The organism is Pseudomonas sp. SK3(2021), from assembly GCF_016772375.1.
GTDB lineage: Bacteria > Pseudomonadota > Gammaproteobacteria > Pseudomonadales > Pseudomonadaceae > Aquipseudomonas > Aquipseudomonas chlororaphis_I.
On sequence record NZ_CP061943.1, the window covers coordinates 365,001 to 377,786 of the forward strand.

Consider the following 12,786-nt stretch of genomic DNA (forward strand, 5'->3'; position numbering starts at 1 on the left):
TACTCCGGGGATAACAGGCTGATACCGCCCAAGAGTTCATATCGACGGCGGTGTTTGGCACCTCGATGTCGGCTCATCACATCCTGGGGCTGAAGCCGGTCCCAAGGGTATGGCTGTTCGCCATTTAAAGTGGTACGCGAGCTGGGTTTAGAACGTCGTGAGACAGTTCGGTCCCTATCTGCCGTGGACGTTTGAGATTTGAGAGGGGCTGCTCCTAGTACGAGAGGACCGGAGTGGACGAACCTCTGGTGTTCCGGTTGTCACGCCAGTGGCATTGCCGGGTAGCTATGTTCGGAAAAGATAACCGCTGAAAGCATCTAAGCGGGAAACTTGCCTCAAGATGAGATCTCACTGGAACCTTGAGTTCCCTAAAGGGCCGTCGAAGACTACGACGTTGATAGGTTGGGTGTGTAAGCGCTGTGAGGCGTTGAGCTAACCAATACTAATTGCCCGTGAGGCTTGACCATATAACACCCAAGCAATTTGCTTAAACAGCGGATTGCGGTGTGTGAAGACGAAACGAACCGAAAGTTTGCACGACTCACAACAGCACCATAAAGCTATTACATACCCAATTTGCCGAAGCGTCGAAAGACGAGTTGGCACACCGAATTTCTTGACGACCATAGAGCATTGGAACCACCTGATCCCATCCCGAACTCAGAAGTGAAACGATGCATCGCCGATGGTAGTGTGGGGTTTCCCCATGTGAGAGTAGGTCATCGTCAAGATTAAATTTCAAAACCCCAATTGCGAGAGCAGTTGGGGTTTTGTTTTTGTAGAAGTTCCCGATTTTGCTGGCACGTTCGGCCCTTGAGCCAACGGTCTGGCCACAGAATTTCTTGACGACCATAGAGCATTGGAACCACCTGATCCCATCCCGAACTCAGAAGTGAAACGATGCATCGCCGATGGTAGTGTGGGGTTTCCCCATGTGAGAGTAGGTCATCGTCAAGATTGAATTCCGAAACCCCTGTCTGCTGACGCAGACAGGGGTTTTGTTTTTGTACGTCTGAAAGCCTCTGGGCTTACATATGACCCAGGCCTCCAGGTCACCCAGCAGGGGACCTGAATCCCCTGCCTGCCCCCAACCTCTGCTCCACAACATCAGAACAGAGCGAAGCACCTCCACTCTCTCCCTCACCTCAGTACTTCTGACGCAGCTTGCTGCTTCTACGGGCCAGCCATTTACGCCACCAGATATAGATCCCGGTGACGGACAACATCGCAATCACCAACCCCAACACCGCAATCAGCACCTGCCCGGTAAAGCCAATGATCCGGCCACCATGGATCGGCAGTTGCAGCCGATAGAACCGTTCGCCCAAGGTGCCTTGCCCAGCGATCTCCTGCCCCAGCAGGCGCCCATCGGTTCCGTGAAAGAACAGCCACGACTTACCATGGGCCTCGGTATCGTGCTGGCCGAAACCGGCGCCATAGAAGTTGTATTCGAAGCTGTAATACAGCTCGCCGATCGCCGCCGTCAGGCCCAGCCGTTTGCCTTCTTCCTGGGCGCGTTCATAAGCCTGTTGATAGGTGAGTCGGGTGACTCCCAACTGATCGCTGGGCATACGCCCACGAGCCTCATAGACGCTCGGTTCGATCGGCGAGAACAGGGACACCACCGGCTTGAACACCTGGCTCGGCAGGTTCATCGCCACGCTGCTGATGGCGATCGGCAGCAGCAATAACCACAGCCATAACCCGCCCGCCCGATGCAGATCCATGTTGAGACGATAGGCGTGCCCGCCCTTGATCTTCCAGGCGGTCGACCACTTCTTCCAGAACGGCCGGCCACGGGGCAGGGTGAGGAACAAGGCAATGAAGCAGTCGATGACCCAGAAGATCGCCACCAACCCCATCAATACCAGCCCCCAGTTACCTGGCAGCGTCAGGTTGTAATGGAACTCGAGAATGAAGGGGATGAGATTCTCCCGCTGAAAACAGCAGGCACCCCAGAACCGCTTGCCGGTCTGCTCGCCACTGACCGGGTCCAGATAGAACACCTGGTTGGGTTCGTCGAACGGTTTGCCTGTGGCCGGATCGTTACGCGGCACTGCGGCGAGCAGCGCGCTATGCCCGGGCTCGTTGGGGTACTCCATGTACCAGACCTGCAGGCGCGGGTGCTGCGTCTGCACCTGGTCGACCAGGGTTCCAGGCGGCAGTGCCTGACCCTCGGCAGGGGCCTCGTAGAACCCCGGGTTGAGCCACTCGTCCAGCTCGTGATTGAAGGCCAGCAGGCTGCCGGTCAGCCCCGCCAGCAGCAGAAACACTGCGGTGGCCAGGCCAATATAACGGTGCAGTAGAACCAGAATTGCGCGCATGGAATTTTCCCGTAGAGACGACAAAGCCAGCGCGTGCGCTGGCTTCGGGGGCATCGACAAATGATCAGAACTGATAGCTGACCGTGGCGGCGACGTTCCGCTCCTCGCCCATGTAGCAGAAGCTCAGGCTGGCACAGGAGGCGATGTAGGATTCGTTGGTCAGGTTGTTCGCGTTGAGCCGGACATCCACACCCTTCAGTCCGACCTTGCCCAGGTCATAGCCGATGGAGGCATCGAACAACGTGTAGGACGGTACCTTCATGGTGTTCTCCGCATCCGCCCAGCTGTAGCCCACGTATCGCACACCGCCACCCAGGCGCAGGCCGTCGAGCGAGCTGCTGTCGAACTTGTAGTCAGCCCACAGCGAAGCCATGTGCCGCGGCGCCTGGGTCGGCGAGTTGCCCTTGTTCTCGATGATGTCGGTGGCGGTGCTCAAGGTGCTGATCATCGACTTCGAGTACTCGATATCGGTGAAGGTGTAGCTGCCGAGCACCTTGAGGTTATCGTTCAACTGCATGTGCGCTTCCAGTTCCAGGCCCTGGGAGCGTACGGCGCCGACCGCGCGATAGAAGTTTTCCTGGGGTAGCTTGGTGGCCAGGTTTTCCTGGTCGATGCGGAACAGGGACGCGGTGTACAGGTCATCCGTGCCCGGTGGCTGGTACTTCAGGCCCAGTTCCCATTGGGGGCCATCGGTAGGCGCCAGCGGGTTGCCGGTACTGTCCGCGTAGGAATTGGGATTGAAGGACTCGGAGTAGCTGATGTAAGGCGCCAGCCCGTTATCGAACCGGTACAGCGCCCCGGCGCGTCCCGTCAGCTTGGTGCGCTTGTCATTGATCTCGGTGCCCACCAGGCGCGAGGCTTCGGCGAGGCGGTTCTCGTCCGAGGTCTCCACCCAGTCCTGGCGCAGGCCCAGGGAGAAGCGCCACTTGTCCATCTCGATCAGGTCTTGCAGGTAGAGGCCGGTTTGCTCGAGGCGACGCAGATAGCTGAGCGGGTCGTAGTAAGTGATGGCCGAGTTGCCATAGACCGGATCGAACGCATTGATCGGCGCCACCGAGCCGCTGGTCCAGTCCACCACTGTCTTGCGCCGCTGGTAATCCGCGCCCATCAGCACCGTGTGCTTGGTCGCGCCGGTGAGCAATTCGGCCTGCAGCATGTTGTCGACGATGAACGCATGCAGCTTCTCGTCAGCGCCGGTGTAGTAGCGGTTCAGCTCGTTGCTGGTCGGTGTGGTCCAGCCGTAGCCATAGATCTGGTCCAGCTTCACCTTGGAGTCGAGGTAGCGGAAGTTCTGCCGCGCGGTGAAGACATCGTTGAAGCGATGTTCGAACTGATAACCGAACGACTGCTGGTCGCGCTCATAGCGATCGATGCCCGGTTCGCCTTCGAAGAAATGCTCGGAAATCCGCTGGCCATTGCGCTGGTGCAGCGCGCCGTCGGCCGGCATGCCGCTGTGGTAGCCGCCATCCGGATCGTGTTGCAGGTACGCCTGCAGGGTCAGCGAGGTGTCATCGGTGAAGTCGATGCTCAGGGTCGGTGCCAGGGCGTAGCGTTTTTCCTTGTTGTGGTCGAACTGGGTGTCGGAGCGGTCCGCCAGCCCGGTCAGGCGATAGGCGATGCGCTTGTCGTCGTCCAGCGGGCCGCTGAAGTCGAAGCCCATGCCGCGCTGGCCCTGGGTGCCGACCGTGGCCTGGATCTGATGGTAGGGCTCGAACAGCGGTTTCTTGCTGGTCAGCGCCACCAGGCCGCCCGGGGAGCTGCGGCCATACAGCACCGACGAGGGCCCCTTGAGGATATCCACTCGCTCCAGGAAGTACGGATCGACCTGCAGGGTGCTGTAGGTGCCGCTGTCGCCCATGGACTTGAGGCCGTCGAGGTAGATGTTGTCCACCGAGCCATCGTTGAAGCCGCGCATGGCCACGTAGTCGTACCTGTGGGTCGCGCCGTAGGGGTTGGTCAGCACGCCGGGGGTGTACCGCAGGGTCTGGGAGACGGTTTGCGAACCCTGGTCGTCCATTTGTTCACGGGTCACCACCGACACGCTTTGCGAGGTTTCCAGCAGCGCGGTACTGGTCTTGGTGGCGATCTGGCTATGGGTGGCGTTGTAGCCTTCCATGCTGCCCAAGGCATTGCCCAGGGCGAAACCCTTGATATCGGTGGTCGGTAGCGCCAGAGCGCTGCTCTCGGGCAAGGCCCGCAGCACATAGCTGCTGCCGTCCTGGCTCAGCGCTTCCAGGCCGGAGCCGTTGAGCAACTGGCCCAGGGCCTGGTCGGTGGAGTACTCGCCCTTCAGGCCGGCGGACTGACGGCCCTGGAGCTGCGCCGGGGTCATCGACAGGGTGATGCCGGCCTCGCGGGCGAAGCGGTTGAGTACGTCGCTCAGAGCGCCGCCAGGAATGTTGTAGCTGTGGCTGAGGCTGGCCGCGCCCGTCTCGGCCGCCTGGGCCAGGCAAGGCAAGGCGGCGACGCCCAGCGCCGAGGAAAGCAGGGCCACGCGCACGGCATGGCGCAGGCCGAGGGCGGGCCGTGCAGAAGAGAAGTGGTGGAAGTGCACAGTCATGGAAGGTTCCGTTGAGTCACTGAAGGCAGATGGAAGTGCTTACTGTCTAAGCCGGACTCACGGGAAAAAGCCGCCAAAAAAACTTCAACGAGTTGCAGCGCCTCAGGCCAGGCGCTCCAGGGTGACCCACCAGCGGGTGCGATAACGCAGGCGCACGGGCAGGGTTTGCGGGAGGATCGCCAGCAGTTTGTCGGTGTCTTCCAGGCGGAACACGCCGGACAGGCGCAGGTCGCCGATCTCGTCGGCACAGCCCAGGTAACCGTGGCGATAGCGCCCGACCTCGTGGATGAAGTCCACCAGCCGCATGTTGCGGGTGACGATCAGGCCATCGGCCCAGGCGCCCACGTCCATGTCCAGCGGCGGCGCCGGCAGCGCCTGGGAGGTACTGACCCGATAGCTTTGCCCGGCCTGTACCCGGGCCGAGGCGCCATCGGCGGTGTGCGGCGAGTGAATGGCGACGCTGCCGGCGGTGACGCTCAGGCGCGTGCAGCCGCCTTCCAGGCGCACCACGAAAGTGGCGTCGAACCCTTCGAACAGGCCGTGGCGAGTGCGTACCAGCAGCGGCCTGGAGGGGGTCGCCTGCTGATCCGGCCCGCAGGTCAGCATGATTTCCCCACGGCTGAGCCGGACCAGGCGCTGCTGGGCATTGAAGTCCATGTCGGCGGCGCTGTCGGTGTTGAGCTCCAGGCGTGAGCCGTCGGGCAGTTGGAAACCGCGGCGTTCGCCGGTGGCGGTGGCGAAGTCGGCGTTCCATTGCTGCCAGGCCAGTTGCTCCTTGCCCAGCCACGTGGCGCAGCCCACCAGCATGACGCCGCCGAGCAGCTTCAGGGCCTGGCGCCGGCCGAGGCGCTGGGCGCTGTTTTCCAGGGTATCGAAGGCCACCCGGGCATCGGGCACGGCCCGCAAGTTGCCGTGCAGTTCCTGCTGCAACGATTGCACCCGTTGCCAGGCCAGTTCGTGCTCGTGATGGGCCGCGCGCCAGGTATCGCATTGCTGCAGCAACCGGGGGTTACCGGTGTTGTTGCGCAGGCGCAGCATCCAGTTGATGGCCTGCTTGACTACCAGGTGCCTGGGGTCCACGGGCCGGCGCAGATTGATCGAGGGGTTATCCACAGCGCTCATGCCTCATAGCGCAGCAGGTAGCAGTGGAACAGCGCGTCGGCCACATAACGCTCCACCGAGCGCAGGGACAGCCCCATCTGTTCGGCGATCTGCTTGTGGGTCAGGCCTTCGCACTGGGCCAGCAGGAACGCCTTGCGCACCTTCGGCTTCAGGCCTTCGAGCATGCGTGCGATGCTTTCCAGCAGCTCCAGCACCAAGACGCGGGCTTCCTCGCTGGGGGCTTCGGCTGCTGGCAGATGGGCGATGGTTTCCAGGTAGGCGCGTTCGATTTCCTCGCGGCGCCAGTGGTCGATCACCAGGCCGCGGGCGATGGTCCGCAGGAAGGCACGCGGGGCCTTGAGTTCGAGGCGTTCGGTGCGTTGCAACAGGCGCACGAATGTGTCCTGCGCCAGGTCGGCGGCATCGGCGGCGTTGCCCAGCCGGCTGCGCAACCATGTGTTGAGCCAGCCATGGTGATGGCTGTAAAGCGCCTGTACCGCGAACTCAGGTGATGACATGGATGCGACTGCCCGGGTGTCACAAATGATAATTAGTCGCATTGTCATCAAGGGTTTCGGATTTTGCAACAGCCGCAGGGCGAACGCCTATGGAAAAGTCCGACACGACCGCTCTAGCCTGCCATTCAGCAGGTTTTTTGCAGATAACAGGTACATTTCTGACAAATCGCTAAGATTTATCCGGCTCGTGCCGACAGACAGTGAGACCCATGCGTGCACCAAAGTAGAGCGGTCGTAGAACACCGCCTGCGTTGTTACATGGAAAGTTGCATCCCGTACGCATCCCCACTTTCGGCATAAGAAGTCCCATGACATGAATCTCAAGTTCAGCCATAAAATCCTTTTGGCCGCCTCCGGTGTGGTGGTTCTGGCATTCGCGTTGTTCACTTTGTACAACGACTATCTGCAGCGAAACACCATCCGCCAGAACCTCGAATCGTCCATCCAGCAGGCGGGTGACCTCACTTCCAGCAGCGTCCAGAACTGGATGAGCGGACGCATCCTGGTGCTCGAGAACCTCTCGCAGAACGTCGCCCACCAGGGCGCCAACGCCGACTTCCCGGGGCTGGTGGACCAGCCGGCGCTCACCACGAACTTCCAGTTCACCTACGTGGGCCAGGTCAACGGCGTGTTCACCCAGCGGCCTGACGCGAAGATGCCCGACGGCTACGACCCGCGCCAGCGTCCCTGGTACAAGCAGGCCGTGGCGGCCGACAAGACCATGCTGACCCCACCCTACATGGCGGCGGTCGGCGGGCTGGTGGTGACCATCGCCATGCCGGTGAAAAAGGACGGCCAGTTGCTGGGCGTGGTGGGGGGCGACCTGAGCCTGGAAACCCTGGTGAAGATCATCAACTCGGTGGACTTCGGCGGCCTGGGCCATGCCTTCCTGGTCAGCGCGGACGGGCAGGTGATCGTCAGCCCGGACAAGGACCAGGTGATGAAGAACCTCAAGGATGTCTACCCGGGCGCCAACGTGCGTATCCAGAAGGGTACCCAGGAAGTGCTGCTCAACGGCCAGGAACGCATCCTGTCGTTCACCCCGGTGACCGGCCTGCCGAATGCCGAGTGGTACATCGGCCTGTCCATCGACCGTGACAAGGCTTTCGCCCCGCTGAGCAAGTTCCGCACCTCGGCGCTGCTGGCGATGTTCATCGCGGTGGCCGCGATTGCCGTGCTGCTGAGCCTGTTGATCCAGGTGCTGATGCGTCCGCTGACCACCATGGGCCGCGCGATGCAGGACATCGCCCAGGGCGAGGGCGACCTGACCCGTCGCCTGGTGGTGGAGAGCAAGGACGAATTCGGCGTACTGGGCGGCTCGTTCAACCAGTTCGTGGAACGTATTCACGCGTCGATTTGCGAAGTGTCCTCGGCCACCCGCCAGGTGCACGATTTGTCCCAGCGCGTGATGGCGTCGTCCAACGCCTCGATCATCGGCTCCGACGAGCAAAGCGCGCGCACCAACAGCGTGGCCGCGGCGATCAACCAGCTGGGCGCCGCCACCCAGGAAATCGCCCGCAACGCCGCCGATGCCTCGCAGCACGCCAGCGGCGCCAGCGAGCAGGCCGACGATGGCCGCCAAGTGGTGGAGCAAACCATCCTGGCCATGACCGAGCTGTCGCAGAAGATCAGCCTGTCCTGCACCCAGATCGAGACCCTGAACGCCAGCACCGACAACATCGGCCACATCCTCGATGTGATCAAAGGCATCTCCCAGCAGACCAACCTGCTGGCGCTCAACGCAGCCATCGAGGCGGCGCGCGCCGGTGAAGCCGGTCGTGGTTTCGCGGTGGTGGCCGACGAGGTCCGCAACCTGGCCCATCGCACCCAGGAGTCGGCCGAGGAGATCCACAAGATGATCACCTCGCTGCAGATCGGCTCCCGCGAAGCGGTATCGACCATGAACGCCAGCCAGGCGTCCAGCGAAGAGAGTGTCGAGGTGGCCAACCAGGCCGGCGCGCGGCTGGTCAGCGTGACCCAGCGCATCACCGAGATCGACGGCATGAACCAGTCGGTGGCCGCTGCCACCGAAGAGCAGACCGCCGTGGTGGAAACCCTCAACGTCGACATCAGCCAGATCAACCTGCTGAACCAGCAGGGCGTGGCCAACCTCAACGAAACCCTGAAGGATTGCGACGCCCTGTCGCTGCAGGCCAACCGCCTGAAGCAACTGGTGGACAGCTTCAAGATCTGATCGGTGAGCGACACAAAAAACGCGATGCGGTCTACCTGACCGCATCGCGCTTGGTTTTTCGCGAGCAAGCTCGCTCCTGCAGGGAACCACGATCCCCCTGTAGGAGCGAGCTTGCTCGCGATAGCGCCCGCGCCTGCGCAGGCGTTTCGGCGCCTTACTCGAACATCCTGCGCACATTCCCCAGCGCCTCATCGGCAAACCCCTGCAGGAACCCCTGGAAGGCCGCGACCTCGGCACCGCCTTCGGCCGGGTCGGCGACGATGCGCCAGGTGGCGCGCGCCCGTTCGCCGGGCAAGGCCTCGACGCTCATGGCCGCCCACAGGTTGCCGATGCCCAGGGTGTCGTAGATCAGGCTCCAGGTCATATACAGCGCCTGGTCGTCCCGGGAGTTGAGTTGTTCGATGACGATATTGCCGTCGTGGAAGAACTTCTTGCGCACCGAGCGCACGCCCTCGCCGGTCATCTCGATATGCGACAGGGCGGGGATGAAAGCCGGGAAGCCGGCGAAGTTGCCGACGATGCTCCAGACGCTTCGGGCGTCGGCACCGATGTCTACCGTGGACAGGACCTCACAGGCGTTCGGGTTCTTGATCAGGGTATCGGGTTGCAGGTTTTTCATGCTGTTCTCCAGCGTGGGTGGGTTCAGATAAAGCGGATGTCTTTCAGGTACTGGCAGCCTTTGCGCAGCAGCGCCGGGTCCTTGGGCGGGTAGTCGGCGCCCATGCGCCGGACCCCGGCCTCGGCGTTGGCGTGGCCGATCAACGAGATGTCGCCGATGTCCTCTTCGAAGCCGTTGAGGTAGAAGCCGAGGACGCCGAACAGCGCGTTGTCGCGGTCGACCCGGCCCAGCTGGCGCTGCCAGTCGGCGACGCTGACCATGCGGAACTCGCGCCCGGCCTCGCGGAACGAGGCGACATAGGCCTCCCAGCTCAGGGGCTGCGGGTTGTGCAGGTTGAACACCGCGTGGGCCGGCTGATAACGGCTGGCGTGGAAGGCGATGAAGCGGGCGAGGAAGTCCACCGGCATCAGGTCGAAGTTCATCGCCAACTGCGGCACCTGGCCCAGTTGCAGCGAGCCCTTGAGCATCAGCATCAGGCGGTTCCGGTGGGGCTGGCAGACCCCGGTCTGGCTGTTGAAACTGATGTTGCCCGGGCGATAGAGATTGACCCACGCCCCCTGTTCGCGAGCCCGTTGCAGGATCCGCTCGCCGACCCACTTGGACAGGTTGTAGCCGTTGCGGATGTAGATCGGCGGGGTGGCCGCGGGCGGCTGTTCGAGTACCCGGCCCTGGGCGTCGACGCTGCTGGAGGCGGACAGGGTCGAGACGAAGTTGAAGACCTTCTTGCTGCGCCCTTCGCACAGGCGCAGGCACTCGAACAGCGGCTCGACGTTGTCGCGCGCCAGCGCCGGGTAATCCAGCACGTGGTTGACGTTGGCGGCGTTGTGCACCAGCGCGCCGTACTCGCGGTCGATGCGTTCGTACACCTGCGCCGTCAGCCCCAGCCGTGGCTGGCCGATGTCGGCGGCATGCACCCGCACCCGGCTCAGGTTCAGATGCTCCAGGCGGTTGTCGCGCAGGGCCTGGGCGAAACGTTCGGCGGCCGGTTGCGTGGGGGTTTCCCGCACCAGGCACGCCACCTCGCTGGCGCCCCATTCCAGCAGCGCTTCGACTATGTGCACGCCGAGAAAGCTGTTGGCGCCGGTGACCAGCACCTTGTGCACGTCGCCCAGTTGGCTGGCCGGCAGCACTTGCAGGTCGAGTTCGGCGTTGGCATCGGCGAACACCTGGTCGAGGGATGAGTCCGGGTCGTCGTGGGCGGCGCCGTCGACCAGGGTCGCCAGGTTGCTCAGGGTCGGCGCTTCGATAAAGCGGTTGATCGACAGGCTGCGGCCGAACTGTTCGCGAATCGCCAGCAGCAGGCGCGACAGCAGGATCGAGTGGCCGCCAAGGTTGAAGAAGCTGTCGTCGGTGCCGATGTCCTCGGCCGGCAGCTCCAGCAGTTCGGCCCAGAGTTGCAGCAGGCGCTGTTCGTTGGCGTTTTGCGGCAGGCGTCGCTGGCGGTTGCCGCCTGGGGTACGCGGCAGGGCCAGCAGGGCGCGGCGATCGACCTTGCCGTTGGCGGTATAGGGCATGCTCGGCAGTTCGATGTAGGCGCTGGGCCGCATGTAGTCCGGCAACCGTTGGCGCACCTGTTCGCGCAGGGCTTGCAGCGCATCGCCAGCAGCGTTCGGCTGGGCCAGGTAGGCGAGGATGCGCCGCTGTTCGTCGATCACCACCGCCACCTGGCGAAACAGCTGGCTGTCGCGCAGGCAGTGTTCGATCTCTTCCGGCTCGACCCGGAACCCGCGGATCTTCACCTGGTTGTCCTGCCGCCCGCAGATCTCGATGCCGCTGTCGGTCCACTGGCCGATGTCCCCGGTGCGATAGACCGGCAGTCGACGCCCGTCCGGCAGGTCCAGGGTCAGGTAGCGGTCGGCGCTCAGCGCCGGGTTGTTCAGGTAGCCGAGGCCGACCCCTGGGCCGGCCAGGTACAGCTCGCCGGGGGTGCGCTCGGGCACGGGTTGCAGCTGTTCGTCGAGGATCAGCACCTGGCTGTTGGCGATGGGCAGGCCGAGGTTGCGCGGATTGTCGCCGGCCCGCAGGCGGCGGGTGGTGGCCAGCACCGTGGTTTCCGTCGGGCCGTAGATGTTGTGCAACGCGCACTGGTCGGCCAGGCGCTGGATGACGAAGGGTTCGCAGACGTCGCCGCCGGTCACCAGATGCTGCAGGCCCAGCGGCTGCTCCAGGGGCAGGATGCTCAATAGCGCTGGCGGCAGGAAGGCATGGCTGACCCGCTGGCGCTGGAGCAGGGCCAACAGTTGCTGCGGGTCGCGCCGCTGGTCCTGGTCGGGGACCACCAGCAGTGCGCCACAGAGGAAGGTGGGCAGGATATCCAGCAGCGACGCATCGAAGTTGATGGTGGAGAACTGCAGCACCCGGCTGTTTTGCTCCAGCTCGACATGGCCGATGTACCAGGCGCAGAAGTGGCTGAGATTGCCCTGGCTGAGCAACACGCCCTTGGGCTGGCCGGTGGTGCCCGAGGTGTAGATCGCCACGCAGGGCGCCTCTGGCGGCGGTGCCTGGCGCAGCAGCGCAAGGGTGTCCTCGGCGTCGTCGGGCAGCAGGGTGCGCACATCGAGTTGCGCCAGGTCGAGGTCGCCCAGGTCTTCGCGACCGTCGTGCAGCAGCAGGATCGCGCCGGCGTTATCGAGAATGTAGCGCCGCCGTTGCGCCGGATGCTCCGGGTCCAGCGGCAGGTACACCGCGCCACAACCCAGGGTCGCGAGAATGGCGGCATAGAGCGCTGCCGACTTGGGCAGGCACAGGCCGATCACCGGCGGTTGGCCTGGGCTGGCGGGCAGGTGTCGGAGCATCTGCCGCTGCAGGTTGCGGCTCAGGCGATGCAGGGTCTGGTAGCTGTAGTCGATGCCCTGGATGTTCAAGGCCGGGCGCTGGGCGAAGGCCAGCAGGCTCTGGTCGATGCGCTGGGCGATCGGCACCTGCATCTCCCGCAGCAAGGCCGGTGCCGGCTGTTGGTTGTGCCGATGCTCGAAGGCCAGCGAGTCCAGGCGCTCCAGGCCCAGCAGCGGTTCGCTGGGTTCATCCAGGGTGGCGAGCTGGTGGAAAAACGCCGCGCCGCGGGAAAAGCCGCTGACCAGTCGCGCGGTGCTGGCCACCAGCCTGGCGATGGCACTGCTACGCAGGGCCTGGCCATTGCCGCTGGCTTCCGGCGGCAGGGTCGCCTGTTCGATCAGCCGGGCACCGTGGCGGTGGAACAGGCGCACCTGTGGCAGCCCGCAAACCGCTTGGGCGATCAGGGCGGTGCGCAACTCCAGGCGCGCGGTGTCCACTGCGAGGATGGGTGAATCACTCAGGCTGCCGTCGTCGATCAGCAGATGGGGATGCAGCCCCTTGGCGTTGGCGATCGCTTGCGGCGAGTCCAGCCGCCGCACCAGATGGCCATGGCGCTCCAGCTCCATGGCCAGTTCGTTCAGGGCCTGGCTGCGGCCCGTCAACACAATGTCTAGGCGTCTCATGCTCGGGTCCCT

General features: G+C 63.6%; 7 protein-coding genes, 3 rRNA genes and 1 pseudogene (1 of these 11 cut by a window edge). 5 read left to right on the forward strand and 6 right to left on the reverse strand.

What is annotated here, in order from left to right:
* From IF690_RS01715 to rrf (IF690_RS01725), 3 genes are all read left to right on the forward strand, one after another.
* Positions 1–467 (forward strand): 23S ribosomal RNA (locus IF690_RS01715); it begins 2,425 nt to the left of the window's first position.
* Between the two features lie 148 nt (positions 468–615).
* Positions 616–731: ribosomal RNA gene (rrf, locus tag IF690_RS01720) — 5S ribosomal RNA — on the forward strand.
* Between the two features lie 110 nt (positions 732–841).
* A 5S ribosomal RNA gene (gene rrf, locus IF690_RS01725) occupies positions 842–957 on the forward strand.
* 188 nt (positions 958–1,145) lie between these two features.
* Here rrf (IF690_RS01725) and IF690_RS01730 read toward each other — a convergent pair.
* The 4 genes from IF690_RS01730 to IF690_RS01745 all read right to left on the reverse strand — a co-directional run bounded on the left by IF690_RS01730 (position 1,146) and on the right by IF690_RS01745 (position 6,503).
* Positions 1,146–2,324: a PepSY-associated TM helix domain-containing protein gene (locus IF690_RS01730; protein ID WP_202698591.1), complete on the reverse strand. Its 1,179-nt coding sequence runs from the start codon at positions 2,322–2,324 to the stop codon at positions 1,146–1,148.
* Between the two features lie 64 nt (positions 2,325–2,388).
* Positions 2,389–4,884 carry a TonB-dependent siderophore receptor gene (locus IF690_RS01735; protein WP_202698592.1) on the reverse strand — a complete coding sequence of 832 codons (2,496 nt, stop codon included), beginning with the start codon at positions 4,882–4,884 and terminating at the stop codon, positions 2,389–2,391.
* Between the two features lie 102 nt (positions 4,885–4,986).
* Complete coding sequence (locus tag IF690_RS01740; protein WP_202698593.1) at positions 4,987–6,006, reverse strand: FecR domain-containing protein; 1,020 nt, start codon at positions 6,004–6,006, stop codon at positions 4,987–4,989.
* A complete protein-coding gene (locus tag IF690_RS01745; RefSeq protein WP_202698594.1) occupies positions 6,003–6,503 on the reverse strand; it encodes a sigma-70 family RNA polymerase sigma factor in 501 nt (166 codons plus the stop codon). The genes IF690_RS01740 and IF690_RS01745 overlap by 4 nt, the downstream gene beginning before the upstream one ends.
* Before the next feature lie 313 nt (positions 6,504–6,816).
* Between IF690_RS01745 and IF690_RS29215 the strand changes: the two are divergent.
* Together IF690_RS29215 and IF690_RS29220 are read left to right on the forward strand one after the other, a co-directional pair.
* Positions 6,817–7,842, forward strand: a pseudogene (locus IF690_RS29215) (HAMP domain-containing protein); the annotation flags it as partial.
* A 69-nt stretch (positions 7,843–7,911) separates the two neighbouring features.
* Entirely contained in the window at positions 7,912–8,697 is a 786-nt protein-coding gene (locus IF690_RS29220) for a methyl-accepting chemotaxis protein (protein WP_370686837.1), read from the forward strand.
* Positions 8,698–8,851: 154 nt separating this feature from the next.
* Here IF690_RS29220 and IF690_RS01755 read toward each other — a convergent pair whose 3' ends face one another.
* Positions 8,852–9,316 carry an SRPBCC family protein gene (locus IF690_RS01755; protein ID WP_023967546.1) on the reverse strand — a complete coding sequence of 155 codons (465 nt, stop codon included), beginning with the start codon at positions 9,314–9,316 and terminating at the stop codon, positions 8,852–8,854.
* A 23-nt stretch (positions 9,317–9,339) separates the two neighbouring features.
* Positions 9,340–12,774, reverse strand: a complete 3,435-nt coding sequence (locus tag IF690_RS01760; protein ID WP_202698596.1) for a non-ribosomal peptide synthetase — start codon at positions 12,772–12,774, stop codon at positions 9,340–9,342.
* Positions 12,775–12,786: the final 12 nt, after the last annotated feature.